This is a genomic window from Pseudomonas sp. ADPe (assembly GCF_014843515.1).
Taxonomy (GTDB): domain Bacteria; phylum Pseudomonadota; class Gammaproteobacteria; order Pseudomonadales; family Pseudomonadaceae; genus Pseudomonas; species Pseudomonas citronellolis.
This window is the reverse complement of the sequence record NZ_CP062122.1, coordinates 1,417,883-1,443,996: the sequence shown is the minus strand read 5'-3', so window position 1 is coordinate 1,443,996 and position 26,114 is coordinate 1,417,883. Positions and strand designations below refer to the sequence as shown.

Sequence of the window (26,114 nt, the reverse complement as noted above, 5' to 3'; positions counted from 1 at the left end):
GATGCGCTTCAACCTTTCTGCCTGGGCCCTGCAGAACCGAGCGGTCGTACTCTTCCTGATGCTGCTGCTGGGCATCGCCGGGGCGCTGTCCTACACCAAGCTCGGCCAGAGCGAGGACCCGCCCTTCACCTTCAAGGCCATGGTGGTCAAGACCAACTGGCCCGGCGCCACCGCCGAGGAGGTTTCGCGCCAGGTCACCGAGCGCATCGAGAAGAAGCTGATGGAGACCGGCGACTACGACCGCATCATCTCCTTCTCGCGGCCGGGCGAGTCGCAGGTGACCTTCGTCGCCCGCGAGGACTTCAAGTCCAGGGACATCCCCGAGCTGTGGTACCAGATCCGCAAGAAGGTCGGCGACATCCGCTACACCCTGCCGCAGGGCATCCAGGGGCCGTTCTTCAACGATGAGTTCGGCACCACCTTCGGCAACATCTACGCGCTGTCCGGCAAGGGCTTCGACTACGCGGTGCTGAAGGACTACGCCGACCGCATCCAGCTGCAGCTGCAGCGCATCAAGGACGTCGGCAAGGTCGAGCTGGTCGGCCTGCAGGACGAGAAGATCTGGATCGACCTGTCGAACACCAAGCTGGCCACCCTCGGCCTGCCCCTGGCGGCGGTGCAGAAGGCCCTGGAGGAGCAGAACGCGGTGAGCGCCACCGGCTTCTTCGAGACCGCCACCGACCGTGTGCAGCTGCGCGTGTCCGGGCGCTTCGATTCGGTGGAAGACATCCGCCAGTTCCCCATCCGCGTGGGCGACCGCACCTTCCGCATCGGCGACGTGGCCGAAGTGCACCGCGGCTTCAACGACCCGCCGGCGCCGCGCATGCGCTTCATGGGCGAGGACGCCATCGGCATCGCCGTGGCGATGAAGGACGGCGGCGACATCCTGGTGCTGGGCAAGGCGCTGGAAAACGAGTTCCACCGCCTGCAGCAGAACCTGCCGGCGGGCATGGAGCTGCGCAAGGTGTCGGACCAGCCGGCCGCCGTGCGTGAGGGCGTGGGCGAGTTCGTCCGGGTGCTGGCCGAGGCGCTGGTCATCGTGCTGCTGGTGAGCTTCTTCTCCCTGGGCCTGCGCACCGGCCTGGTGGTGGCGCTGTCGATCCCGCTGGTGCTGGCGATGACCTTCGTCTGCATGCGCTACTTCGACATCGGCCTGCACAAGATTTCCCTCGGCGCGCTGGTGCTGGCGCTGGGCTTGCTGGTGGACGACGCCATCATCGCCGTGGAGATGATGGCGGTGAAGATGGAGCAGGGCTACGACCGCCTCAAGGCGGCCAGCTTCGCCTGGACCAGCACCGCCTTCCCGATGCTCACCGGCACCCTGGTGACCGCCGCCGGCTTCCTGCCGATCGCCACCGCGCAGTCGGGCACCGGCGAATACACCCGCTCGCTGTTCCAGGTGGTGACCATCGCGCTGCTGGTGTCCTGGGTGGCCGCGGTGATGTTCGTGCCCTACCTGGGCGCCAAGCTGCTGCCGGACCTGGCCAAGCGCCATGCGGAGAAGCACGGCGGCAGCGACAAGGGCCACGACCCTTACTCGACGGGCTTCTACCAGCACTTCCGGCGCCTGGTGGAGTGGTGTGTGCGCCACAACAAGACGGTGATCGTCCTGACCCTGCTGGCCTTCGTCGGCTCCATCGCCGCCTTCCGCCTGATACCGCAGCAGTTCTTCCCGCCGTCGGTGCGCCTGGAGCTGCTGGTGGACCTGAAGCTGGCCGAGGGCGACTCGCTGGCCGCCACCGCCGAGCAGGTCAAGCGCCTGGAGAAGCTGCTCGCCGAGCATCCGGGCATCGAGAACTACGTGGCCTACGTCGGCACCGGCTCGCCGCGCTTCTACCTGCCGCTGGACCAGCAGCTGCCGGCGGCGAGCTTCGCCCAGTTCGTGGTGCTGGCCAAGGACCTGAAGGGCCGCGAGGAGGTGCGCCAGTGGCTGATCCAGCGCATGGCCGAGGACTTCCCCACGCTGCGCAGCCGCATCAGCCGCCTGGAGAACGGTCCGCCGGTGGGCTACCCGGTGCAGTTCCGGGTGTCCGGCGAGCACATCCAGCAAGTGCGTGAGCTGGCGCGCAAGGTCGCGGCGAAGATGCGCGAGAACCCCCATGTGGTGAACGTGCACCTGGACTGGGAGGAGCCGAGCAAGGTCATCCGCCTCAACCTCGACCAGGACCGCGCCCGCGCCCTGGGCGTGAGCACCCAGGACGTCTCGCAGTTCCTGCAGAGTTCGCTGACCGGCTCCACCGTCAGCTACTACCGCGAGGACAACGAGCTGATCGAGATCCTCCTGCGCGGCGACGCCCGCGAGCGCCAGGACCTGTCGCAGCTGCCGAGCCTGGCCATCCCCACCAACAACGGCCGCAGCGTGGCGCTGTCGCAGGTGGCGACCCTGGAGTACGGCTTCGAGGAAGGCATCATCTGGCGGCGCAACCGCCTGCCGACGGTGACCGTGCGCGCGGACATCTACGACGACTCGCTGCCGGCCACCCTGGTCAAGCAGATTTCCCCGACCCTCGAGCCGATCCGCGCCGAGCTGCCGGACGGCTACCTGCTGGAAGTGGGCGGCACGGTGGAGGATTCGGCCAAGGGGCAGAACTCGGTGAACGCCGGCATCCCGCTGTTCCTGGTGGTGGTGATGACGCTGCTGATGATCCAGCTGCGCAGCTTCTCGCGCATGGCCATGGTGTTCCTCACCGCGCCCCTGGGGCTGATCGGCGTGACCCTGTTCCTGCTGGTGTTCCACAAGCCCTTCGGCTTCGTCGCCATGCTCGGCACCATCGCCCTGGCCGGGATGATCATGCGCAACTCGGTGATCCTGGTGGACCAGATCGAGCAGGACATCGCCCACGGCCTGGACCGCTGGCACGCCATCATCGAGGCCACGGTGCGGCGCTTCCGCCCCATAGTGCTGACCGCGCTGGCGGCGGTGCTGGCGATGATCCCGCTGTCGCGCAGCGCGTTCTTCGGGCCCATGGCAGTGGCCATCATGGGCGGGCTGATCGTCGCCACGGCGCTGACGCTGCTGTTCCTGCCGGCGCTGTATGCGGCCTGGTTCAGGGTGAAGAAGGAACCTGCGTAGGGCGTATGACCGTTCGCGGTCATACGCCCTAGGGTCCGGGACCACCCTGTAGGAGCGAGCTTGCTCGCGAACGGTACTTGCAGCCACAACACCGCAGGATGGCGCCTACCTTCCAGGCTACTCAGGACAGCTCCCTCTCCCTTCAGGGAGAGGGTTGGGGAGAGGGAGCGGAGTCACCTGATACGACGATGTAACCGGAAAAACACCCTTCGCGAGCAAGCTCGCTCCTACGAGTTCCGTGGGCCTCAAAGCGCCCCAAAAACCTTCTTGGCCAAACTGGTAGCCGCCCCCGCCGGATTCTCCCGAATCCCCTTCTCCTGCTGGGCGATCACCTTGAACAGCCCATCCAGCGCCTGCTCGGTAACATAGCCCTCGACATTCGCATCCTTGGCATCGACCACGCCAAAAGCCGCGGCCTGGCTGGCGAAGGCGTTGTACTGCTTAGCCAGGCCGACCTTGTCGGTGGCCTGCTTGACGATCGGCAGGAAGCGCTGGCGCAACTGCTCGCGGCTGCTGCGTTCCAGGTACTGGGTGGCGGAATCGTCGCCGCCGGCGAGGATGCCCTTGGCGTCCTGCACGGTCATCTTCTTCACCGCATCCACCAGCAGCGTCTGGGCCTGCGGCACGGCGGCCTCGGCGGCCTGGTTCATGCTGGCTTCCAACTGGTCGACCTGGGCGCCCATGCCGAATTGCTTCATCACCTTGGCGGCCTTGCCTAGCTTGCCCGGCAGCTCGATGCGCACGGCCGGATCGTTAGTGAAGCCTCCAGGCTTGCCCAGTTGCTTGACCGCGATCTGCGCGCCCTGGCTCAGGGCATCCTTGAGGCCGCCACTGGCGTCGGTCTGGCTGAGGTTGGCGAGGGACAGGGCGAAGGCATTGGCGGACAGCAGGGCGCCGGCCAGCAGGGCGGTGAAACGCAGCATCGGGATTCCTTGTGGGGCAGGGCGAAACCTTCGCCGAGGGCTTCGGCGAAGGAAGAAGGGGCAAGCTTAGCGAGGCCGCGCCGGCAACGGAACCCGGTCGCAGGAGGACGGATCAGCGCACCGCGTCGACGCGGATGCGCAGCGGCTGCGGATCGCTGCCGTCGAGCTTGACGCTGTGGCGCTCGGTGCTGATGAACAGTAGCTTGCCGGCATTCTCGATACGCGCGCTGACCGCATAGCTGTGGCCGGGCTGGACCCGCTGCGGGTCGTAATCGAGCTTGAAGGCCACCGGCACCTACTGCCCGCCGGACAGCGTCTGCGAAGCCAGCTCCACGGCCGGCGCATCGGCCAGGGAAACATCCTGCAGGCTCACCGAAACCTGCGCTCCCGGCGGCAACGCAATGCGCTGCAGGTAGAACACCTCGCCACTGAGCGAAGCGCTCTGCGAAGGCGAATTCGAAGCGCAGGCGGCAAGCACGCCGGTCATGAACAGGAGGGGGAGGGCGGTGAGCTTCATCGACGGATTCCTTCCGGATAGAACGGGCGTCATCCGACACAGCTTAGGCGCAAAGGTTGCGAGAGGGGTTGTAAGCGGAGGTTTCGCTGATCTGCAGCAAGCAGCCCCGCCGTTGCGGCGGGGCTGGGGGCTTACTCGGTGATCTTGCTGAAGCTGCCGTCGAACATATCGACGTTGCGTCCGTCGGTGAGGGTGTACAGCGAGTAGCTGCGGCCCAGGCGGGCGCCACCGTCACGGGTCAGCGGGGCCCAGGCCAGGTTGGCGCGGCGCATGGTCGAGCTGCTCATGATCTCGTCGAAGGGGATGGACACGTAGATGCCCTTGTCGAAGCTACCTTCGCCGTACTCTTCCTTGGAGGCGGTGGTGAGCGTCACCCAGCCGCCGAAGCGCACGCCGTTGCTGAACTCGCGCGACAGGTCGATGGTGGTGCCCCAGTCGCGGGCCAGGTAGCGGCCCACGCTGACCGCGGCCAGTACGTCCTGGAAGTCGGTCTTCAGGTAGCCGGTGACGTGGCCGGTGAGCACCTTGTAGTCGCGCAGGCCGAAGTCCTGCTCGAAATCGCGCTGGCGTACGTAGTTGAGGTCGCCACCGATGGCCCAGCGCTCGCCCAGCGGGCGATACAGCAGCTCGCCACCGACGCCGGCGAACATCGACTCCAGGTAGCCGCCGTAGACCATGCCGTACATGTCCTCGTCCAGGCGCTTGACCTTGTTCAACTGGAAGGTCGGCATGGTCACGTCCGAGGTGGTCCAGTACTCGCGCAGGTAGGTGCGCACGCGCGGCAGGTTGGACGGCGCGTCGTACTTGAACTTGTCGAAGTTGTTCAGCAGGTTGGCGCTGAGCGAACCGCTCCACCAGGTGTCCGGGGTGAAGCGGTACTCGCCGTTCAGATCCGCGGTGAACTGGTAGAGCAGGAAGCCGTCGGGGCCGCCGACGTTCTGCTTGTAGCCCAGGCCGAGGCCGTAGCTGAACGGATCCGGCTTCTGTGTGTAAAGCACCTTCTCCTGGTGCGGCAGCGGCCAGTTGCTTTCGGTGCCACGGCGCAGGTCGTCCAGCGGGCGGTCGTTGTTCACCACCTCGCGGAAGGTCTCACGCGGCACGCTGGTCTCGGTGACCGGCATGTCGTAGCGCTTGTCCACCACGGTGAAGTACTTGATGTCGTCATCCACGCTGTTGTCGAGGATGCGCGCCGCGCGCCCCACCGCCTTGGGCGGGTAGAGGTAGCGGGTCTGCTCGCCGTAGACGACGATTTCCTTGTCGCGCTGGGCGATGCGCTCGACTTTGTAGCCGGCGTTGTTCTGCAGGCGCCTGGACACGTTCGCCCAATCCACCTGGTCCGGATGCAGGTCCGGCGCCTTGGCCGGCAGTGGTTCGGCCGGCGGGTCGAAAGTCTTGGCCGGCGCCGAGCGGGTGGCGAAGTTGGTGTGCAGGGTGATGCCGAACATGGCTGTGTTGCCACGTTCCCAGCCGGCGGTCAGGTCTACCGAGTCGCTGGCTTTGAAGACGAAGCCGAGGTTGATCGGGGAGCTTTGGTCCTGGTTGTTGTCCTGGGGCTCGCTCTTGTAGTCGTTGCCGTCGTATTCCAGTTTCACCGACAGGCGATCCCAGGGCGTTTGCCAGAGCACGCCACCGAACAGCGACGGAGAACCGCGGAAGTAGGAGCTGGTACTGAAGTCACCGGTGCCGGTGGCTTCCGGGCGGGTGTCGTACTTGTCGTCGATCCAGCCCAGCGGGTTGTCGAAGTCGCCCCGGTTGCCCAGGTAGCCCCAGGCTACGCCCAGGCTGAGGTCGAAGTTGCCGAAGCGTTTGTTGCCAACGAAGTATTCGCTGGAGAACAGGCCGGTACCACCGATGTCCTGCGCACCCAGGGCCACTTCCGGCAACCAGCGGCTTTCCTGGAGCAGGCGGAGCTTGGCGTCGACCGCCTTGTCCTTGTAGCTCTGGTCGCCGCTGAGGCTTTCCGGGCCGTAGTCGCGGTTGCTGATGGAGGTATAGCGGAACGAGGTTTCCAGCCAGTCGAAGGGCTGCAGCGAGAAGCTGTAGCGCGAATAGGGATCGACGCGGTTGGCCGTGATGGCGACCTCTCCAGCTTTGGCCATGCGTGCGGTCGGTGTCTGCAACAAGCCCATCACGCCGAAGTCGTTGCGGCTGTGGTAAGGCTCCGCATGGGCCATAGTCCATGGCAGCAGCAGGCAGAGGGAATAGCGGAGCTTCATTGCGCCACCTCGGACAACGGTTGGGTGGCGATGAACCTGGCCATTTCTTCATTCAACTGCGGGACGGGGCTATCCGGCCCGGCCGCCTTGATCGGCACCAGGATGGTTGCACCCGGGGCGGCGGGCAGGCCCTCCTGGAGATTCCACAGGGCGATGCCGAGGCGAGTGACCTGGCCGTCCGGCTGGATCAGATAGACATAGTCGGGATCGGCTTCCGGCAGCGACGGACACGCCGCGGAATAGTCGCGTGCCTGCTGCATCGGCACGTGGGCGAAATAGCAGTCGGCTGCCACGGCGCCCAGCACGCGTACCGCGCTCGGCCGGGCCGGGAAAATGAAAATGTCGCCAGGCGACACCAGGCTGTTCTGCGCCGGGGTGACTTCAACCTCGACAGGGTCCAGCAGGTGCTGGCGTCGGCCGCTGACCGGCAGGCTGGCCACCTGGTCATAGAGGCGCTTGGCGAGGGTGGAAAGCGCTGGCTGGTCGTCCAGCAGGGCTTTCTGTTGCAGCATGGACAGATCGAACAGGATGCCGGCCTTCAGGCGTTTCTGCTCCGGCACAAGCTTCGATTGCAGCCACGCGGCGCCCAGCCAATAACCCTCGGCATCGACCTGGGCGGTACGGAAAACCTCGCCAAGGCGAGTCGTCGCGGTGATGCCCACGGGGCCGGGCTTGGCAGCGTCGCCGCGAACTTCGACGGAATCGCCGGCCATGGCCGGACCGGTCAGCAGCAGAGCGGCCAGGACGAGAAGGCGAATGCTCATTTGCCTGCCCCCCGATACGGACGCAACTGGGTGATCGCAACCTGCAGGTCGGGCGTGACCTGTTGCAGGCTCTGCATCACGAAGCCGTCCTTGGGGTCGACCCAGTATTTGTTCGTGGCGCTGAAGCCCAGCAGGGGAGCGCGGATGTCTTCATCGACGCGAAGCAGGTCGTAGTCGCGCTCGAGGATGCTCACGCGCTCCAGGCCGACCTTGTGGAAACTGCTCTGTACGGGAATCGCCAGGCGATAGCCGCTCGCCAGGTCGATCCAGCGCTCGCTGCGCTGCCCATCCGCCAACTTGTGCAGGCCGGTGTGGAAGGGCGAGTCGGCCCCAAGGCGCGTGCCGGCGAGGTTGTCACCGAAGCCGGTGGTGCGCACCACCAGGCCATCCCGCATCATCAGTACCTGACGGGTAGAGGCGAGCCAGAACTGCAGGTCGCCCTGCTGGCGTACCAGCGCCATTACGGCTTCGCCACCTTGGGTTTGCAGCTTGATCTGGTAATAGGGCACCGCATCCACCTGGGCCTGGGTCAGCTCAAGCGGCTTCGGGCCCTGGGTGGCGGCGCGCAAGGTGTCCCACGACGCCTGCATCAGAGGGTTGCAGGCGGATAGCGACAAGGCCGCCCCGGCCAGGGCGGCGAATTGGAGGAGTTTCACGTCGGTTGACCTGAGCTCGGATTAGTTGTCGTCGTTCAGGTCGCTTTTGATATTGGCACCCGTACCAAGGATGGTGGTGGACGGCACCAACTGACTGATGAAGCGGTTCCAACGAGTCACGCCTGCAGGGCCGACATAGACCACGTCCTGCGGCTCAAGGTTGAAGCGCTGGGCGAGGATGAAGGCTGTGGGCGATTGTGCGTCCAGTTGGAATACCTTGGCAGGTTCGCGCTCCAGGTCTTCAACGCCGCGAATCACGTAGACGGCCTTGCCGTTGGAACTGGCCTGGTTCAAGCCGCCGACGCTGCCCAGTGCATCGGCCAGGTTCAGGTACTTGGTCTTGTAGGTAATAGCGCGCGGGCTGTTCACCTCGCCCATCAGGTAGACCTTCTTGCGGTCGTTGTAGGGCAAGTAGATCTGGTCGCCATCCTTCAGGTAGAGGCTGTAGAGCTGGCTCTGCTGCTGGTCGTTGAGTGCGTCCAGGTTGAGTTTGTACTCGCGGCCATCGCGCTTGAGGACCATGTTGGAGAGGTCGGCGGAGCCGGTGTTCACGCCTGCGGTGCTGACCGCTTCCATCAGGCTGAGCGGGGTAGCGGTAATGGCCTGCGGGCCGGCTTTGCCGAAGGCGCCGCTGAGGATCACCTTCTGGCTGGAGAAACGCATGATCGCCAGGTCGACTTGTGGGCTTTCCACATACAGGGACAGGCGGCTGGATATCTCCGAGCGCACCTCCTCGATGGTCCGGCCTGCGACCTTGACGGTGCCGATATAGGGATAGAACAGGGTGCCGTCAGGACGAACCAGACGGCCGTTGGCATCGATCTGCTGCTGCTGGCCGGAGGGCGCAGTCAGTTCCGGATGGTCCCAGACGGTGATGTAGAGGACATCGGTCGGCCCGATGCGGTAGTCCTGTGGATGGTAGGCCAACAACTCGGCCGGCACCTGACTCCCAGTTTCCGTCGCGGCGTTCACCGCCAGCAGCTTGGGGGTGATCTGCACCAGCTCGACGCGGCTGCTCTCGGCGGAGTCATCGCGAACGATGCGGCTGGTGTCCATATTCTGGCCAGGGGCGAACATGCAGCCCTGGAGCGAAAGAGCGGCGACAACGGCAACGGATAAAGAGCGAATCATGGGAAGGAACTACGCAGCAAGCCGATACGGCAACACCCTGAAGACCGGGAGCCGTGAACGGAATTGATAGGAAACGGAATGAGGTGAACCCTGCCGCCACTATGACGTGGAGGCAGGGTTCAGCGGCTACAGACTGATATCAGTTAGTGCCGGTGGTACCAGTGGTGCCAGTGGTACCGGTAGTACCCGGAGTGCCGTCATGGCCACCGCCGCCACCGCTGTTGGAAGCAGCGACGCCAGCTGCCACTACGGCAGCACCGATACCGATGGCGCCACCTACGGTGACACCACCGGCAACCGGGGTGGACAGGGTCAGCGGCTCGGAAGAAGCCGGCGCGTCGGCCGGTGCTTCCGCCGCCAGCAGCGACGTGCTCAGGGTCGCCAGCGCGGCGAACGTCAGCAGTTTTTTCACGTTAAGACTCCTTGTGGGGTCGTTCCTTCAGAAAGAAGGAAGGTTAAGGCTGGCACGAGGCCAGTGCAAGCAGAAAAGCCCCGGTGCCATTGCAGACGTTAAATCCAGCCAAGCCTTTGGCTTGTCAGAATCACGGTTTGGTTGATGGCGAGCTCCAGAGCTCTTCAGCCTTCTGTTCTCTCAATAGGCGTTCTTGTGGATGAATCCCTTAAACACCGTGAGAAAAACGATTTTCAGGTCCCACCAGAGGGACCAATTGTGGATATAGGCAAGGTCGTGCTCGACGCGCTTCTGCATCTTGTCCAGCGTATCTGTCTCGCCACGCCAGCCATTGATCTGCGCCCAGCCGGTGATCCCCGGCTTGACCTTGTGGCGCAGCATGTAGCTGTTGATCTGGCCGCGGTATTGTTCATTGTGAGCCACGGCATGAGGACGGGGACCCACGATGGACATATCGCCAAGTAGTACATTAATAAACTGGGGGAGTTCATCAAGAGAGGTGCGACGTAAAAATGCACCAATGGAGGTAATTCGGCAATCATCACGAGTTGCTTGTATCACCTCTGTGCCATTTTCCATTACCCGCATACTACGGAACTTCCATACTTCAATCGGGCGACCATCAATACCGTATCTTTTTTGTCGAAAGAAAATAGGTCCTGGTGATGTGAACTTTACTGCTATAGAGATTAATAGCATTGGGGCTGCTATCAAGCTAAGAATTATGGTGGATAGTAGAATATCTTCCACTCGCTTGATAATACTATTAACTCCTATCATTGGGCTGTCGAATATGCTTATGGTAGGTATGCCGTTTATATTTTGACTGCGAGCATGCAAAAGCTCAAATACGAAGACGTCTGGTACGATATAAACGGAGACAGTAGTATCGCTTAGTTGGTTTACAAGCCACTTGATTCGTGCTTCACTGCGCATTGGTAGAGTTATATATATACGATCAATTTGGCCTGCGCGGGCTTGCTCAACTAGTTGCTCAAGAGTGCCGGAAATTGATACGCGGACTTTGCTATTTACCAATCGAACTGGGTCGCGAAGTTTATCATCAAAAAAACCTAGCAAGTCCAATCCCATCCATGATGAACCAGCTATATTTTCAGCTAGCCTCTGGCCAAGATAGCCGGCTCCCGCAATAGCAACTGATCTTGTATTAAAGCCTTTGCGACGTAGGGCATGAAGAATGGCTCGGAGAATTAATCGGTATCCGCAAAGGCTAGCTAAAACCAGAGCAAACCATTTAAGCAGTGCTTCATCATCTAATGACGAAATTCCTTTGAAAAAATATTCGCATAGGAAATAAAATAAAAAACTTATCGTCCATGTTCCGCTAACTTTTCGAATTTCTTCATGTACTCTTTCTCCCCTCCAAGAAGCATAAAGCTGTCCCAGATCACTCAGTAAGTAGAAAATTATTATGACCAATAGTGACGTTATGATCTGCTCGTTGTTGAGTTTTTCTCCATGTCGGCCGGAAATAAAGCTCATGCCCGAAAGGATAACAAAAATATCCAGTAGTCTTTGTAGTATGGAAATACTAGCTTGATGTGGACGAAGAATTCCGCGATCAATATTGTTCATTTGTTTTCCTTGCTATCATGCTCCATTGATAACAATCTGCTCTTTATTAAGAATCGGCCTATGGCCTATAGCCTTTAGGATTTTTTAGCTGCCAATTCCAAGTGTCACGCATCATGCATTCAATATCATACTTTGCTTTCCATTTTAATTCGTTAGCAGCTTTTGAAGTGTCGGCCCAGCATTCAGCAATATCCCCGGGGCGTCGATCCTTTATAGTGAATGGAATTCTATATCCAGACACTATTTCAAATGCTTTTACTACATCAAGGACAGAGTATCCATTCCCTGTTCCTAAATTCCAAACATGAAAGCCATTGGTGTTGCCTATGAAGTTTAATGCTTTCAGATGGCCGTCTGCCAAGTCCATTATATGAATATAGTCTCGTATGCCAGTCCCATCAGGAGTAGGATAATCATTCCCATAGATTGAAAGCTTTTCTAGTTTTCCAATGCAAACTTGACTTATGTATGGAACAAGGTTGTTAGGAACTCCACAAGGATCTTCACCTATTAGTCCGCTTGTGTGGGCTCCAACGGGGTTGAAATAGCGAAGATTAGCAATACGCCATCTTGCATCTGAGCTTGCTAGATCCTTTAGATAAAGTTCGGCTATAAGTTTAGTTCGCCCGTATGGATTAATTGGCGAGTCTGCGCTGTGGCTCTCTGTCACAGGAACTATTTTTGGGTGGCCATATACGGTTGCTGAGGAACTGAAAACAAGGCTGTAGATATTTGCTTTAGCCATCGAACGACAAAGTGCTATGGTTCCTGATACGTTGTTTAAGTAGTAATTAGATGGTTTTTCTGTGCTTTCGCTAACTGATTTTAATCCAGCAAAATGAATTACGGCCGATATTTCATGGCTTTTAAAAATATTATCTAGAAGCATCTCGTCTAGAATGTCACCCTTGACAAAATATGGTTTCTTTCCACATATTTTCTCTATTCTTTCAATGGATTGGTAGGAGCTGTTACACAGATTATCTATTGTGATGACATTATAGTTGTTATTTAAAAGCTCAACTATCGTATGGCTCCCAATGTACCCCGAACCACCTGTAACTAGTACTGTTGGCATCAGAGACCTCCTTCCTTTTCAATATTTTTCACTAAGATAAATAAAAATATAGACGTCATGAGAGATGCGAGGGAAAGTGAAATAGCTGCACCATAAATAAGATATTTTCCAGTTAAAATGGCTAGCAGAGAGAGTGTTAGTCCTGATTCAAGCGCTGATGTTGTTGTGAAAAATCGAAGTTTTTGTCTTCTAAAAAGATAGGTTTGTAGGAATCTGTTTATAAATGTTAGTGAACAGGTTAAGGTGCCAAAGAAGACCAATCCTGTTAGCGTTTCGCTGTTCAATAATCTAGGGAGTATTTTTGTAGCGTAAGTAGCTATCAGGTAGCTAGTTATAGATATTAAAGGGACTGCAGTAAGCGTTAGAAAAATATTCTTCTTGGTCAGGAGTTTATCGGCAGCCTTTTTCTCGCTAGAGAAGAATACTAAAGAAAGTGTGTAAGATAAATTATGGGCTATGTTAGCCACACTTTTGAGTGGCCGGTAAAGAGCGGAAGTAGCAGGCCCCGCGATCGCCGAAATTAATACTAGATCTATGTGTTTTGTAATTGTTTGGAGGATATTTGACCCCCAAGAGCTTGTTATTAGTGGTAAAAATTCTAAAGACGGAGGTTCATTGACTTTAGGTAGCTTTCTATATGAGGCAAAGTAAAATAGAATTCCATAAATTCCCTCTATTATTAGAAGGCCTATTATGAAATTCTTTGAAGAAATTTCATGTAAAAAAAGTAGAATTGAGATGGTAATACGTAATAAAGCGCAGGTAACCTGAATAGTAGCGGTTATTAGGTTTTTCTCAGTGACTCGCAATATACCAATTGATGAATGAGACAAAGAATAAAATATAGGGGGAAGAAGAATTAATATTAAATTTATCTCCATATCAATTATTTTTGTGATATTCAATAATATATATATCAAAGAAAACGCTATGGCTGATATGAGTGCGCTTAGTAAATCTAAACGCCTGATTATTGGTATGTTCTCCCTCACCCCAGGTATTAGTACCATGCGGGTTGTACCAAAATTACCTATATCAATTGCTATATAGAGTCCGGCAAGTAGTGTGAACGCCATGCCAACGAAGTTCTTATCTGGCGTTCCGGCCGCTATAAGGATACTTGAAAAATTAAGAACAGCCGGAATGAAGGTTCCTAATATAGCCCATAAGAATTGTACTTTTCTCATGATGTTTCTTTTAGAATATAGAGATAACTATCATATTTTTTTTGTATACTGGAGGGAGTGAACTCGAGAGATTTTTCTAGCGAAAAACTAGATAATTTTAAATAGAAGTCCTTGTCTTGAAAGATACGAGTCAGCTTGTCAGCTAACTGGTAAGAGTCACCCGCTTTGAAAAGTGCTTCTTTTGGTAATATCTCAGGGATTCCGCCGACATATGTAGATAGGCAAGGGAGCCCCAATTGCATTGCTTCTAATATCGAGCGCGGAAGACCTTCCTGATATGATGGTAAAACAAATACGTTTCCAGTGGAGAGAATTTTCCAGACAGAGGTAGAAAAACCATGGAATTGTATATTTTCAGATATACCACGTTCCTCCGCATCTGCTTTAAGCTTAGTACGAAGAACCCCATCGCCGACTAAATGGCATGTGAATTTTATATTCCGATTTTTTATAATTTCAAGTGCATCTAAAAGCGTGTGATGCCCCTTACTAATATTGTGCATCATTGCGACATTAATGATGATTAATTCGTCGCAATTCTTGTGTTCTAGGCTAACAACTGGGCGGCTTGGAAGATATACATCACTAAAGCCAAAGGACTTTGTAATATCCGCAGGATAGCATGTCTGTAAAAACGTAGAAGTTACATATCTTACGGTTTGTGCTTTTTTAACTGCTAATCTAGTAAAATAGGTATGTACAAATTTAGCGATGAATCTGATTGGTTGTCTAATGGGAGAAGGAAGATAGATATCACGTGGCTCAGCTACAATTTCGATAGAAAATCTCTTTCCCATTATTATGCAAAAGATTAGCGCGATTATAGACGTATTGCCTGGTAGTCTTAAAAGTAATATATCTGAATTCTTCGCTGCATTCCAAATGCTAAAGGCTAATACTGGTAGCTTAGTCAGGAGTTTGATAACTCCGCGGAAAGTAGGTAGTTTCTCAAACTGGACATTCTTCTTTGCTACAAGCTGCCCATTCTGCTGTGAATGAGGAAACGCTCTAGCAACAATGGTAACTTTCTCAAAATGACCGCTAAAACGTTTTGCAAATGCATCATAGTGCATATGTGGAGAAAATATATTTCCGTCGTATTCACAAAAATTTCCATCCATGATCATAGTAAGTTGACGGTTTCTAATTTCCATTCTAGTTAACCTTAATTACCCTAAGTGGGCTCTCAAATGAGGTTGCTTTGTATTTAATCTTCTGCCAAAAAAATTCACTATTGTCATGTATGGAATTATTTAGTTTGATAACTTCTAGAGCTGAAAAGCTTTTTGAATCAAATACATATTCTTCCAATCCTAGATCCTTATATGCAGAAAAGCCTTTGCGTTCATAAGAAAGATGAATGCTGGGGCTTCCTCTAAGTATTGACTCTAAACTGCCATGCAATCTTACGGATATCACTGAAGGAGAAAAGTCTTCCGCTAGTTTTACGACTGGGATAGCGGTGTAATCAGGTAATGTCCTTTTATAGTATTTGTCATCGTTATTCCCTCGGCTATGAGACTGTAGAAGCAGAATCGGCGAGATTGTTCTATTTAGAATTTCCTTTAGGCTCTTCTCGTATGTTTTACTTTTCTTGTAACTGGGCAGGTCTCTAAATATGAGCCCTGTGCAATTTGGATGTCTTGGTTTAATTGTATTTATGTTTTCTAGTATTTCTATGGCGACCAAGTCAGGGCAGCGAATTATATTCCTATGGCTAGATAGTTCAGTGATGGTTTTGTCATCGCGTGAGAATATTAAGTCTATTTTTTTTGTTAGATGACTTATTAGTTTTCCCGGGATCCCTTTAAGGGGGCCTACGCTTTGTGGTAGATAATAACTCTTCCCATTCTTTAAATTAGCTAAGAATATTTGAGTGCCGTGTGCTATAAGGCTTTTGAGTCCCTCTTTGGCATCACTAGAGCGCAAATAGCCACCACCTACGCCGAAAGATATAGAGTTTTTTCGAGTTATAATGTCGACTATAGACTCAGATATGTATTGGAAAAGAGAGAGAATTCTTACTCCTGGAGTATTGATATAGCCTTTAAAGCTTTCTGGATCTAAGCATACAATATTTATTTTCTCAGTAACCCCCAGATTTCTAATTTGTTTTAAGCTGAGCTTAACGAGAAGCCCATCTCCCGAGTTTTTGGAGCTGTAAGCATGTAATAAATATACTTTAGAATTTGTAGGCTTCATCTAGTTGTTCAAGAAATTTAGTGGCCGTGAACGTTTCGTCAAAGACTTTTTTAGCATTTATAGAAAGCTTATGGCAGGTTTCTCGCGTTAAGGAGTTTAAAACGCTTGATAGTGTGTGTGGAGATAAGTCCTCTAAAATGATTCCATTAAAACCGCTGATTACCGTCTCGGGTAACGATGAGCTCTTTGATATTATTACTCCACGACCTGCACGCATTGCTTCAAGAGGCGTGAGGGCAAATCCTTCCCATCTAGATGGTATTAAAATTATATCCATCTCTTGCATGGCAGAAGATACTTGTTTTTGCTCAATCCAGCCATGATATTGAAACCGGTCATGAGGGGAAGAAGGCACCCCTCCTCTAACGGCTTCTCCAAATATATGAATCTGAATATGTGGAGCTAGATTTTTTGCTGCAGAAAGAAGTATATCAAATCCTTTTTGATAGTCTAACCTCCCAAAGAATCCAATTTTTATAGCTCCTGATGTTCTGACTGGATTTAAGGTGATATCTAGTTTAGGGACTCCTGTGTATATCAGCCTTAACTTTTCTTTAGGTATACCCCTGATTATAGCTTCCTCAATTTCCTCTAAGGACATGCAAGTTATTATTGAGGTTCTACGGCTTAATGTTCTTTCGATTAAGGAGTAGATTTTTCTGCTAATATAAGGTGAGTCTTTCTTTAAAAAACTCCAAGCATGCGGTGTGTAGATTAACTTGAATGAACTCTTTTTAAATCTTGCGTAGATGCCGGAAAATGTACTATGCGCATGAATTATGTCGGGAGTTAATGAGTTGTAAATCCTAGATATTTCATGCGAGGCTCGAATAACACCTATAACGCTTCTAGATGATGTATATTTTATTACATTGCAGTTCGGAAGTTCTTCAGCATCCCTGCTTACAGCAAGATAAACATTATGGCCGGATTGAACTTGATGTTCAATTAGCATTTTTACGTAGGTTGAAATGCCACCCTTCCATGCTTCAGTTATATGTAATATTTTCATTTTTGGAATTTTTTAATGTGCTCGAGAGTTTTATAAGTCCAATTAGTGCTGCCAGAATATATGCTGGAGGTATAATATATATCCAGCCATACCATAATATTCTGAAAGAAAGTATGAAGAATAACGGGTAGAAAGTGTTGAGTGTTTTGTTTTTTGCTTCAAACAGTGCTTTCAATAAACTGCCAAGAATAAAGGCCCATATGATGCAGCCTAGAGGTCCTAAGATTAATAGACCTTCAGTGATAAACATCCCGCCACCGACAGTACTGATTTTTCCAGAGATTATCTTGTCGTAAAAATAAGGAGAGCCAGCCCCCCCCCAAGGGATGAAGAGGAATCAAGGAATACAATATGTTAAGTATTGGTAGGGGTGTTGTTCCTTCGTTCTTGATATACCAAAAGCCTGAAAGATAAACATGGAGGGATTCAATGCTGGTGGTATAGTTTAAAAGTTTGGCTGCACTCAGGATATACGATTCTGAGGCTGCTCCATCTCGAATCTCTCCTGCAATAATGCTCCCTGATATAGCTACTAAAATAGCCATGGTTGCGGCGAGTTTTTGCTTATTGGACATGGCTGCTTTAGGCATGTGGCCTTGCATCAGAAAGAGAGCAGCTAGCATCAATATATTGTTCACGCGCTCGCCAGCAAGTATTAGAACAAGAGGGATGATAGCAACGAGAGTTTTTTTTGTTGGGCTGTTCTTGGTTGAGCTGCTAATGCAAAGTATTATAAAGGTTGCAATGTAAAGCGCTACAAAGGCATTGCTTAAAAGAAATTGCTCTCTTCTTGCGGATGCTTGGATCACCCAAGGGTGTGCTATTGCTGCTGAAATGGCATATAGAGAAAATATTATCCAGAAGCTGGATTCTCTTACTTTTATTCTATAACGTGGATAGTAGATTTTGTTGAAGCAAGTTCTAAGGGGGAAGAGAAAGACAACGTTCGAGGCTATATATGTCCAGAAGGCTTCTTCTACATAGTCGGAATAGTAGTTCAGTCCTGTTGTTTCTATTCGTACTCCTTCCCCTCCATTCATTAGATAAAGTAGATGAATTGCAGGGTATGTATATATAAGGGCAATTATTTTTAGCGATGTATCTTTTATTCTAATGGTTATGAGTATGAGGAGTAGAAGACATGCCCCAGGAAAAAGACTGGCCAAGATTAGTTGCCAAAAATTTTCAATCATGATCAGAATCTCAGCTCTGAAAGAATGCTACCGCCCCAGAATTTATGGTCAAACTCCTGAGGACGCAGGCAGAAAAATAATGTGTAATAGGTAGATTATGCTTGGTCTTTCAGGGGCTCTTGTGTATCGGAAGAGTTGCCTTTTTGAATAAAGAGCTTAGTCGTTGCGAGAAGTTTATTTTCTTGAGTGCTATGAGTCTAATTTTTTAAGTGAATTGCTTGAAATGCTAATTACTAACTCTCTATTTAAGATGCTCAATAGAAGGAGGGCTCTCTCATTGCCATCTTTTGAAATAAATATAGCATCTAAACTTCTAAAATTAGGGATATCTATTTTGACTCTGTCGCCTTCTATTAATGCTGGTAGTGTCGGGCGTGGGAGTGCAATAAGTTCTTCAATGATATATTCTGGTATAGGGGCTGGAATCCCACCAAAAGAAACAATCTGGTTTACTCCTCGAGTTGAACGAATAGGGAGCCAGTTGTCTTCAACTTTATCTAGGAAAATAAATAAATATCCAGGAAATAACGGCTCTTCAATACGACAAAGCTTTCCCTTTTGTGGACGCTCGACGAAGTATAATGGGAGTAGGCATTCATATCCCTGTCGCTCTAGATGTTCTAGAGCACGCGAAGCTTGGCGCGGTTTACATTGGATTAAATACCAGCGTTTTCCGGTTGCGTCCGGCATGATTCCCTCGTTGCAGGACTGACTGCTCCTGCGGCGTTCCAATGTCCTTTATGCGGACGGGTATGTGGATAAGGCCTTCTCTGGCCTCTCCTCGATCAGGCTTTGTCCGATTTGTATTCGTAGTGGTAGTAGCCGTAGCCGCCATAGCCGTAGTAGGCCGAGGCGCGTTTTTCCACACCGTTGAAGATCGCGCCTTTCAGCTCGATGCCGTTCTGCGCGAAGCGGCGGATGGTCAATTCGATCTCCCGCGCCGGGTTCAGGCCGAAGCGGGTGACGATCAGATTGGTGCCGGATTGGCGGCCAACGATGGCGGCGTCGGTCACTGCCAGCAACGGTGGGGTATCCAGGATTATCAGGTCGAACTGCCGGCTAGCTTCCTCTAGGAAGGCCGTGAAGTTGGGGTGCATCAGCAGTTCGGAAGGGTTCGGCGGGATCTGGCCACGCGGAATGAAGTGGAAACCCTCGATCTCGGTGGCGCGTACGGCTGTGTTGAAGTCGCAACGCTTGACCAGAATGTCGGACAGGCCATTCTCTTCCCCGCTATTGAGCACCTTGTGCAGATAGCCCTTGCGCATGTCCACGTCTACCAGCAGTACACGCTGGCCGGTTTGCGCGATGACGGCTGCCAGGTTGGAGGAAACGAAGGTCTTGCCCACTGCCGGGCTGGGACCGGAAATCATCAGGCGATTGTTGCCGGCTTCCAGCATGGCGAAATGCAGGCTGGTGCGCAGGCTGCGCAGGGACTCGATGGCCAGGTCTGTGGGATGACTGATGGCAAGCAGCGGTGCAGCTTTGGCAGAGCGACCACGCCCCTTGTCTCGTTTATCTTCCTCTGCTTTCTGCAGAACGCTATAGGGAATCGAGGCGTATACCGGCAGGCCGAGTTGCTCAATGGCGTCCGGTGTTTCGATGCCGCGGTTCAGTGCTTTGCGCAGCAGGACCAGCCCAACGGCAAAGAACAGGCCTAGCAGCGTGGCTACCAGGACAATCATGGCCTTCTTGGGCTTGACCGGTTTGGTGATATCCACATCCGCGGAGTCAATGATGCGCACGTTACCCACTGCACCTGCACGCATCACGTCCAGTTCTTGGGCCTTGTTCAGCAACTGGGTGTAAATGGCGGTGCTGACTTCAACGTCGCGAGTCAGACGTAGCAGCTCCTGCTGGGTTTCCGGCAGGCCTTCCACCTTGTGGGTAAGGCCGTTCTGCTTCGAAGTCAATTCACCGATCTGCGTCTGCAGGGCTTGGTAGGCCGGATGCTGGCGGGTGAATTTGCGATCCATCTCCGCTTGCTGCAGCTTTAGTTCGGAGATGTTGGTGTCCAGTGCCACGATCTGGTCGAGCAGGGCCTTGGTTTCCAGGCTGATATCTGCAGATTTGGACTTGGTCTGGTACGCGCTCAGGGCGTCTTCGGCCTTTTCCAGTTCGCGACGTACGTCGGGCAATTGGCCACGCAGGAATTCCAGGCTGGAAGCTGCCTCGGCAGAAGCGCGCTCAACGTTCTGGCGGACATAGAGCTTGCTGATCTCGTCCAGTACCTGCAGGGCGCGCGCCGGCTCATCGTTTTCCAGCGACAGGCTGATGATGCCGGATTCCTTGCCGGTCTCGGCTACGTTCAGGTTGTCCTGGTAGCGCAGGATGGTGGTCAGCCGGCGCTCACGCACTACGTCGAAATGGGTGCCCGGATTGGCGTGCAGGGATTCGACCTGGATTTTCACGCCGTGCTGGTCATAGGCTTCACCCACCTTGCCTTCGACCAGAACATTGTCATCATCGTCCAGCAGGGTGTAGGAACCGTTCTCTCCTGCGATCAGCGTGAGATTCTTTTCCAGCAGAGCAGTCGGTACATCGAGCTGGAAGACCTTCAGTTCTTCGCCGCCCCAACCAAAACGGCTCAGGCCGAACACAGGCGCCGCGACTTCATCAGGAGTTTCCGGCCGGAAATGTCGAGCCAGGAAGCCACCAATCAGCGGGAAGCGCGACGGCTCCACCACGATATTCAGCTTGAGGTTATCCACTGCCTTGCCGATGACCGAACGCGAAGTCAGCAGTTGAATCTCGGTAATAGCCTCCGACTGTGCCCCCAGCAAGTCCCCCATATCCGACAGACCTGGAATGCTGGGCTTCTTCGGCTCCACCTGCACGATCGCATCCGACCGGTAGATCGGCGTAGCCAGCAGCGCATAGGCAACGCCCACGGCCATGAAGCCCGCGGTGATGCCGGCGATCAGCCATTTGTGGTCGATCAGGGTGCCGAGCAGACCGAGCAGGTCGATCTCGTCATCGTCTTTGTCGTGAATGGCTACCGCAGGTTGCTGTTGCATGGGGGCTTCTTTTACTTCTTTGTCAGTGAGGCTTAGCGGGTCGGGCGAATGCGTTTGGCCCAGGCGTCGACGCCTTGTTCGATCAGCGCGTAGGCGTGTTCGAACACGGCTGTGCTCTGGCGGTAGGGGTCGGGGATTTCTCGATCGTCCTGCCACTTGCCGAGCAGGAAGGTCTTGCCGCGGGATTCCGGGGCGATCTGACTGACGCCTTGCAGGTGGCGCTTTTCCATGACCAGGACGAGGTCGGATTCGCGCAGCAGGCTGGAGGTCAGTTGGCGGGCACGGTGTTCGTGCGGCTGCTCGCCGTGTTGCTGGAGGATGGCGAGAGCGTGGCTTTCGATGGGCTTGTCGACCAGGGCGCCGAGGCCGGCGGAGCTCACCTGGATATCGCTGCCGGCCAGGCGCTGGCGCAGCAGATGTTCTGCGGTAGGACTACGGCAAATGTTACCGACGCAGACGACCAATATCCTTTTGAACACGGGGACGTTCCTTGATCCTACAGATGTGTATGTATGAAAGCTGGGAAATGTAAGAGCCACGGCACCCTGAGTCAAGGCTCACAGCCCTTCTGTGACGGGCTTCGAACTTTTGAAAATGGCGAATTGCCATGAGTACGCGGGTTTGACGGGGCCGACCGCTTGTCGTCTGCCGGCCCCAGGGATACGTGCGGGATCAGGGGGCGGAGGCTGGGGTTTCTTCCTGGGACGGGCGTTCGAGCGCCACCTGCCGAATCGACAACCGGATCTCCGCCGGCAGCACACGCTTGGCCGCGCCTTCGACCACTTCGCCCAGTTTCTCGTGGTAGCTCAGCTTGCCTTCTTCATCCTTGCGCAGCACGCGCTGGTCGAGCAGGGCCTGGATGAAGTTGCGGAACAGTGTCTTGTCGAAGAATTCCGGGGCGTTCAGGCCGTGGAGGATGGACAGGCGCTGGGCCATGACGGTGCACAGGTTCTCCAGCTCCTCGGCGCTGAGCTGGCGTTGCCCGGCGTTGAGCAGCAGGGCGATGGCCATGTAGAAGCGCTGCAGGGTCTGGGTGATGGCGCGGGCGAGCAGGGTCAGCAGCACGTATTCGCGCGAGCTGGGCGCCGGGCGCACGTAGGCGTCGCCGTCCTGTTTCAGCAGGTTTTGTTCCACCAGCGCGGCCAGCCATTGGTCGACCACGGCGTCGAGCTGCTCCAGGTCCCAGCGGATGAACAGTTCCTGTTGCAGGAAGGGGTAGAGCGCGCGGGTGTAGTTGAGCAGCTGTTCGCGGCTGATCCGCGCGTTGCTCTGGAAGAAGCTGGCGATCAGCGCCGGCAGGGCGAATACATGCAGGACGTTGTTGCGGTAGTAGGTCATGAGGACGGCGTTCTGCTCGTCCAGGTAGAGGATGCGGCCCAGGGCGTCCTTCTGTTCGGCGAGCAGGTTCATGCTCTTCACGTATTCGATCAGCGCCTTGCCGTCGCCGTCGGGCAGGGTGGCGCTGGGCGAGTAGGGCACCTTGCGCAGCAGCGCCAGGTACAGGTCCAGCACGCGTTCCAGGGCGCGTTCGTCCAGGGCCAGGCGGCTGGTGGAGAGCAGCGCCAGGGCCACCAGGTTGACCGGGTTGATCGCCGCCGCGTCGTTGAGGTGACGGGCCACTTCGCGGGCCAGTTGGTTGGTGGCTTCCGGCAGCCAGGCCGGGCGGTATTCCGGGCCGAGTTCCTGCTTGCGCCAGCCGGGCTCGTGCTGTTCGAGGAAGCTGTCCAGGTGGATCGGCTCGCCGAAGTTCACCCACACCTGGCCGAAGCGCTGGCGCAGCGCGCCCACCACCTTGAACAGGTCGAAGATGGATTCCTTCTTCTTCGCCGCGCCGCGCAGCTCGCCCAGGTAGGTGCGGCCTTCCAGAACGCGTTCGTAGCCGATGTACACCGGCACGAAGACGATCGGCCGGCGCGAGTCGCGCAGGAAGCTGCGCAGGGTGATGGCGAGCATGCCGGTGCGCGGGTGGAGCATGCGCCCGGTGCGCGAGCGCCCGCCCTCAACGAAGTATTCGGTGGAGAAGCCGCGGCTGAACAGGGTGTGCAGGTATTCGTTGAACACTGCGGTGTACAGCTGGTTGCCCTTGAAGCTGCGGCGCATGAAGAAGGCCCCGCCGCGGCGCAGGATGGAGCCGACCACCGGCATGTTGAGGTTGATGCCGGCGGCGATGTGCGGCGGCGTCAGGCCGTTGCGGAACAGCAGGTAGGACAGCAGCAGGTAGTCTATGTGGCTGCGGTGGCAGGGCACGTAGACGATCTCGTGGCCCTGGGCGACGTCCTGCACGCGCTCGATGTGGTTGACCCGCACGCCTTCGTAGAGCTTGTTCCAGAACCAGGTGAGGGTGACTTCGAGGAAGCGGATCACCGGGTAGGACACGTCCGCGGCGATCTCGTTGGCGTAGCGCAGGGCCAGGGCCTCGGCCTTTTCCGTGGAGAGGTGCTGCGTTTCGACCTCTTCCTGGATGGCCTGACGCACCAGGGGCGCGCGCAACAGGCCCTTGACCAGGGTGCGGCGGTGCGAGAGGTCCGGGCCGATGACCGCGGTCTTCTGGTTGCGGAAGTGCACCCGCAGGATGCGCTGGACCATGCGCTGGGTGCGCTCCTGGCCCTTGCCCTGGTCGACCAGCTCGCGCAGGTGGATGGGCGCGGAGAACTGCACCCGCGTCTTGCGCCCGAGGATGAGGATGCGCGCCAGCTTGCGCAGGCGCCCGGTCACCGCCCAGTTGTCGGCGAACAGCAGCTTCCAGGCGCTTTTCTCGCTGTCCGGCGACTGGCCCCAGAACACGCTGACCGGGACGATCTGCGCATCGTCCACGCCGTTCTGGCCGATGGCCGCGAGCATGCGCATCAGCGCCGGCGGCGCGCCGCGCTTGTCCTGGCGGCCGAGCCAGTCGGGCTCCGGCGTCAGGTAGAAGAAGGCCGCCGGCTCGACGCTGCTGCCCACCGCCACCGGCATCACCGGGCGCGGCAAGCCGGCCTTGCGGCACTCCGTGTCGACTACCGCCAGGTCGCTCACCGAAGGCTGCTGCAGCACGTAGAGCACCGGTTTGCTGCGGTCGATCTTCAGGCTCAGGGACGACTGGTTGATGGTTTCCGAGCGCACCCAGAGGTAGAGCAGGCGGCGCAGGACGCCAAAGCCGAAGCGGCGGAACGGGTAACGGGGCATACGGGCTCGCAGGCAGTTGAACGGGGCTCGGCGGCGACCAAGCGGACGCTAGTGTGCCGCAACGCTACGGCAGGCAAAAGGGTGGGACGGCAGCCTGGAAGCATGCTATGACCTCCGCTCGGCTGCTTTCGATGTAGGAATAGGACCGCATTCCTAAATAAATTTTCATGCACGGCAGTGTACTTTTTCGTCACAGTCTCCACCTTGCACTGCCGTCCGTCGGTTCATATATTCCCGGCGGCATTTTGTGGGAGCTCGTCTGCCCCGTGTGTTCCGAGTTCGCGGCGGGCTCTTGGCGCAACGGTGAGAGAAATGATCGAAATAAGCAGACTCACGAAGCGATTCGCGCAGCACACCGCGGTGGACGACCTGTCGTTCAGTGTGCAACCGGGGGAAGTCCTGGGCTTTCTCGGCCCCAACGGCGCCGGCAAGTCCACCACCATGAAGATGCTCACCGGGTTCCTCGCGCCCACCTCGGGCACCGCGAGCATCCACGGCTTCGACATCCAGACGCAGACCCTCCAGGCCCAGCGCCTGATCGGCTACCTGCCCGAGGGCGCGCCCTGCTACGGCGACATGCGCGTGCGCGGCTTCCTCGAGTTCATCGCCGAGGTCCGCGGCTACCGCGGCGCGCAGAAGCGCGAGCGGGTGGCGCGGGTGGTCGAGCAACTGGAGCTGGAGAGTGTCCGCGAGCAGTCCATCGAGACCCTCTCCAAGGGCTTCAAGCGCCGCGTCGGCGTGGCCCAGGCGATCCTCCACGACCCGCGGGTGCTGATCCTCGACGAGCCCACCGACGGCTTGGACCCGAACCAGAAGCATCAGGTCCGCGAGCTGATCCGCGGCCTGGCCCGCGAGCGCATCGTCATCATCTCCACCCACATCCTCGAAGAGGTCACCGCGGTCTGCACCCGCGCCGTGGTGATCGCCAACGGCCGCCTGCTGGCCGACGGCACGCCCTTCGAGCTGGAAAGCCGCTCGCGCTACCACCAGGCGGTGACCCTGGTCGCCGACGGCGAGCTGGACCGCGCGGCCCTGGCCGCATTGCCGGGCGTGGCGGCGCTGGAAGAGAACCCGCTGGAGCACAGCCTGACACTGCTGGCCAAGCCCGGCGAGGTGATCTTCCCGCAGGTGAATGCGCTGATCGCCGAGCGCGGCTGGCGCATCCGCGAGCTGGACGTGGAGCGCGGCCGCCTCGACGAGGTGTTCCGCAGCCTGACCAGGGGGGAGGCGGCATGAAGCAGTTGCCGGTGGTCTTCAAGCGCGAGCTGGCGAGCTACTTCGCCACCCCGCTGGCCTACGTGTTCATCGTCATCTTCCTGGTGCTGTCCGGGGTCTTCACCTTCTACCTGGGCAATTTCTACGAGCGTAACCAGGCGGATCTGACGGCCTTCTTCAACTTCCATCCCTGGCTCTACCTGTTCCTCATTCCGGCGCTGGCCATGCGCCTGTGGGCCGAGGAGCGCAAGTCCGGCTCCATCGAGCTGCTGATGACCCTGCCGATCACCCGCTTCGAGGCGGTTACCGGCAAGTTCCTCGCCGCCTGGGTGTTCGCCGGCATCGCGCTGCTGCTGACTTTCCCCATGGTGCTCACGGTCAACTACCTGGGCGAGCCGGACAACGGCGCCATCCTCGCCGGCTACCTCGGCAGCTGGCTGCTGGCCGGCGGCTACCTGGCCATCGGCTCGTGCATGTCGGCGCTGGCGAAGAACCAGGTGATCGCCTTCATCCTCGCCGTGGTGATGTGCTTCGTGTTCATCGTCAGCGGCTTCCCCCTGGTGCTCGACGCCTTCAACGCCTGGGCGCCGCAGTGGCTGCTGGATGCGGTGGCCTCGATGAGCTTCCTGACGCGCTTCGATGCGATTAGCAAGGGCGTCATCGACCTGCGCGACCTGCTGTTCTTCGCCAGCCTGATCGTCGCCTGGCTCGCCGCCACGGCGGTGGTGGTCGACCTGAAGAAAGCCGATTGAGGAAGCCC

At 56.0% G+C, this 26,114-nt stretch carries 20 protein-coding genes and 1 pseudogene; 3 read left to right on the top strand and 18 right to left on the bottom strand.

The features are described from left to right. Position 1 precedes the first annotated feature (1 nt). Positions 2-3,073 (top strand): efflux RND transporter permease subunit, encoded by a 3,072-nt coding sequence (locus tag IG194_RS06560; protein ID WP_058487246.1) that lies wholly within the window; start codon positions 2-4, stop codon positions 3,071-3,073. A gap of 245 nt (positions 3,074-3,318) precedes the next feature. Here IG194_RS06560 and IG194_RS06555 read toward each other — a convergent pair whose 3' ends face one another. The 18 genes and pseudogenes from IG194_RS06555 to plsB all read right to left on the bottom strand — a co-directional run bounded on the left by IG194_RS06555 (position 3,319) and on the right by plsB (position 24,139). Beyond that, positions 3,319-3,996 carry a DUF4197 domain-containing protein gene (locus tag IG194_RS06555; RefSeq protein ID WP_009616557.1) on the bottom strand — a complete coding sequence of 226 codons (678 nt, stop codon included), beginning with the start codon at positions 3,994-3,996 and terminating at the stop codon, positions 3,319-3,321. Between the two features lie 112 nt (positions 3,997-4,108). Further along, a pseudogene (locus IG194_RS06550) lies at positions 4,109-4,513 on the bottom strand (YbaY family lipoprotein). 131 nt (positions 4,514-4,644) lie between these two features. Continuing rightward, positions 4,645-6,729 (bottom strand): YjbH domain-containing protein, encoded by a 2,085-nt coding sequence (locus tag IG194_RS06545; protein ID WP_058490974.1) that lies wholly within the window; start codon positions 6,727-6,729, stop codon positions 4,645-4,647. Beyond that, complete coding sequence (locus IG194_RS06540; protein ID WP_058490972.1) at positions 6,726-7,493, bottom strand: capsule biosynthesis GfcC family protein; 768 nt, start codon at positions 7,491-7,493, stop codon at positions 6,726-6,728. The genes IG194_RS06545 and IG194_RS06540 overlap by 4 nt, the downstream gene beginning before the upstream one ends. Next, positions 7,490-8,149 carry a YjbF family lipoprotein gene (locus IG194_RS06535; RefSeq protein WP_058490969.1) on the bottom strand — a complete coding sequence of 220 codons (660 nt, stop codon included), beginning with the start codon at positions 8,147-8,149 and terminating at the stop codon, positions 7,490-7,492. Before IG194_RS06535 ends, IG194_RS06540 begins: the two co-directional genes overlap by 4 nt. Before the next feature lie 21 nt (positions 8,150-8,170). Further along, a complete protein-coding gene (locus IG194_RS06530; protein ID WP_176707151.1) occupies positions 8,171-9,280 on the bottom strand; it encodes a polysaccharide biosynthesis/export family protein in 1,110 nt (369 codons plus the stop codon). A 139-nt stretch (positions 9,281-9,419) separates the two neighbouring features. Continuing rightward, a complete protein-coding gene (locus tag IG194_RS06525; protein WP_074985241.1) occupies positions 9,420-9,692 on the bottom strand; it encodes a hypothetical protein in 273 nt (90 codons plus the stop codon). Between the two features lie 180 nt (positions 9,693-9,872). Beyond that, complete coding sequence (locus tag IG194_RS06520) at positions 9,873-11,288, bottom strand: undecaprenyl-phosphate glucose phosphotransferase (RefSeq protein ID WP_058490967.1); 1,416 nt, start codon at positions 11,286-11,288, stop codon at positions 9,873-9,875. Positions 11,289-11,346: 58 nt separating this feature from the next. After that, a complete protein-coding gene (gene galE / locus IG194_RS06515) occupies positions 11,347-12,366 on the bottom strand; it encodes a UDP-glucose 4-epimerase GalE (protein ID WP_058490960.1) in 1,020 nt (339 codons plus the stop codon). Beyond that, positions 12,366-13,553 carry a hypothetical protein gene (locus IG194_RS06510; RefSeq protein ID WP_141679733.1) on the bottom strand — a complete coding sequence of 396 codons (1,188 nt, stop codon included), beginning with the start codon at positions 13,551-13,553 and terminating at the stop codon, positions 12,366-12,368. The genes galE and IG194_RS06510 overlap by 1 nt, the downstream gene beginning before the upstream one ends. Beyond that, positions 13,550-14,707, bottom strand: coding sequence for a glycosyltransferase (locus IG194_RS06505; protein ID WP_082996243.1), 1,158 nt, complete (start codon positions 14,705-14,707; stop codon positions 13,550-13,552). Before IG194_RS06505 ends, IG194_RS06510 begins: the two co-directional genes overlap by 4 nt. Before the next feature lies 1 nt (position 14,708). Beyond that, on the bottom strand, positions 14,709-15,755 hold the full coding sequence (locus IG194_RS06500; RefSeq protein WP_082996244.1) for a polysaccharide pyruvyl transferase family protein: 1,047 nt from the start codon (positions 15,753-15,755) through the stop codon (positions 14,709-14,711). After that, on the bottom strand, positions 15,736-16,767 hold the full coding sequence (locus tag IG194_RS06495) for a glycosyltransferase (RefSeq protein WP_064987561.1): 1,032 nt from the start codon (positions 16,765-16,767) through the stop codon (positions 15,736-15,738). The genes IG194_RS06500 and IG194_RS06495 overlap by 20 nt, the downstream gene beginning before the upstream one ends. A gap of 236 nt (positions 16,768-17,003) precedes the next feature. Next, the gene (locus tag IG194_RS06490) at positions 17,004-17,960 is read right to left on the bottom strand and encodes a hypothetical protein (RefSeq protein ID WP_192353645.1); all 957 of its coding nucleotides are present in this window, start codon (positions 17,958-17,960) and stop codon (positions 17,004-17,006) included. Positions 17,961-18,149: 189 nt separating this feature from the next. Continuing rightward, the gene (gene rfaH, locus IG194_RS06485) at positions 18,150-18,650 is read right to left on the bottom strand and encodes a transcription/translation regulatory transformer protein RfaH (protein ID WP_064987562.1); all 501 of its coding nucleotides are present in this window, start codon (positions 18,648-18,650) and stop codon (positions 18,150-18,152) included. Positions 18,651-18,745: 95 nt separating this feature from the next. Then, positions 18,746-20,974, bottom strand: coding sequence for a polysaccharide biosynthesis tyrosine autokinase (locus tag IG194_RS06480; protein ID WP_058490958.1), 2,229 nt, complete (start codon positions 20,972-20,974; stop codon positions 18,746-18,748). A 32-nt stretch (positions 20,975-21,006) separates the two neighbouring features. Further along, a complete protein-coding gene (locus IG194_RS06475) occupies positions 21,007-21,453 on the bottom strand; it encodes a low molecular weight protein-tyrosine-phosphatase (protein ID WP_009616581.1) in 447 nt (148 codons plus the stop codon). A 193-nt stretch (positions 21,454-21,646) separates the two neighbouring features. Continuing rightward, positions 21,647-24,139, bottom strand: a complete 2,493-nt coding sequence (plsB, locus tag IG194_RS06470) for a glycerol-3-phosphate 1-O-acyltransferase PlsB (RefSeq protein ID WP_058490956.1) — start codon at positions 24,137-24,139, stop codon at positions 21,647-21,649. Positions 24,140-24,451: 312 nt separating this feature from the next. Here plsB and IG194_RS06465 point away from each other — a divergent pair, with 312 nt between their 5' ends. Then, positions 24,452-25,375: an ABC transporter ATP-binding protein gene (locus tag IG194_RS06465; RefSeq protein ID WP_043271228.1), complete on the top strand. Its 924-nt coding sequence runs from the start codon at positions 24,452-24,454 to the stop codon at positions 25,373-25,375. After that, positions 25,372-26,106 (top strand): ABC transporter permease subunit, encoded by a 735-nt coding sequence (locus IG194_RS06460; RefSeq protein WP_009616584.1) that lies wholly within the window; start codon positions 25,372-25,374, stop codon positions 26,104-26,106. The genes IG194_RS06465 and IG194_RS06460 overlap by 4 nt, the downstream gene beginning before the upstream one ends. The last annotated feature ends 8 nt before the right edge of the window (positions 26,107-26,114 follow it).

Bases quoted from the DNA above. Each gene is read 5' to 3' on its own strand.
- IG194_RS06500 (WP_082996244.1), bottom strand. From the start codon at position 15,755: ATGAAGCCTACAAATTCTAAAGTATATTTATTACATGCTTACAGCTCC.
- galE (WP_058490960.1), bottom strand. From the start codon at position 12,366: ATGCCAACAGTACTAGTTACAGGTGGTTCGGGGTACATTGGGAGCCAT.
- IG194_RS06510 (WP_141679733.1), bottom strand. From the start codon at position 13,553: ATGAGAAAAGTACAATTCTTATGGGCTATATTAGGAACCTTCATTCCG.
- IG194_RS06495 (WP_064987561.1), bottom strand. From the start codon at position 16,767: ATGAAAATATTACATATAACTGAAGCATGGAAGGGTGGCATTTCAACC.
- IG194_RS06545 (WP_058490974.1), bottom strand. From the start codon at position 6,729: ATGAAGCTCCGCTATTCCCTCTGCCTGCTGCTGCCATGGACTATGGCC.
- IG194_RS06490 (WP_192353645.1), bottom strand. From the start codon at position 17,960: ATGATTGAAAATTTTTGGCAACTAATCTTGGCCAGTCTTTTTCCTGGG.
- IG194_RS06520 (WP_058490967.1), bottom strand. From the start codon at position 11,288: ATGAACAATATTGATCGCGGAATTCTTCGTCCACATCAAGCTAGTATT.
- IG194_RS06540 (WP_058490972.1), bottom strand. From the start codon at position 7,493: ATGAGCATTCGCCTTCTCGTCCTGGCCGCTCTGCTGCTGACCGGTCCG.
- IG194_RS06480 (WP_058490958.1), bottom strand. From the start codon at position 20,974: ATGCAACAGCAACCTGCGGTAGCCATTCACGACAAAGACGATGACGAG.
- IG194_RS06530 (WP_176707151.1), bottom strand. From the start codon at position 9,280: ATGATTCGCTCTTTATCCGTTGCCGTTGTCGCCGCTCTTTCGCTCCAG.
- IG194_RS06465 (WP_043271228.1), top strand. From the start codon at position 24,452: ATGATCGAAATAAGCAGACTCACGAAGCGATTCGCGCAGCACACCGCG.
- plsB (WP_058490956.1), bottom strand. From the start codon at position 24,139: ATGCCCCGTTACCCGTTCCGCCGCTTCGGCTTTGGCGTCCTGCGCCGC.
- rfaH (WP_064987562.1), bottom strand. From the start codon at position 18,650: ATGCCGGACGCAACCGGAAAACGCTGGTATTTAATCCAATGTAAACCG.
- IG194_RS06460 (WP_009616584.1), top strand. From the start codon at position 25,372: ATGAAGCAGTTGCCGGTGGTCTTCAAGCGCGAGCTGGCGAGCTACTTC.
- IG194_RS06560 (WP_058487246.1), top strand. From the start codon at position 2: ATGCGCTTCAACCTTTCTGCCTGGGCCCTGCAGAACCGAGCGGTCGTA.
- IG194_RS06505 (WP_082996243.1), bottom strand. From the start codon at position 14,707: ATGGAAATTAGAAACCGTCAACTTACTATGATCATGGATGGAAATTTT.
- IG194_RS06555 (WP_009616557.1), bottom strand. From the start codon at position 3,996: ATGCTGCGTTTCACCGCCCTGCTGGCCGGCGCCCTGCTGTCCGCCAAT.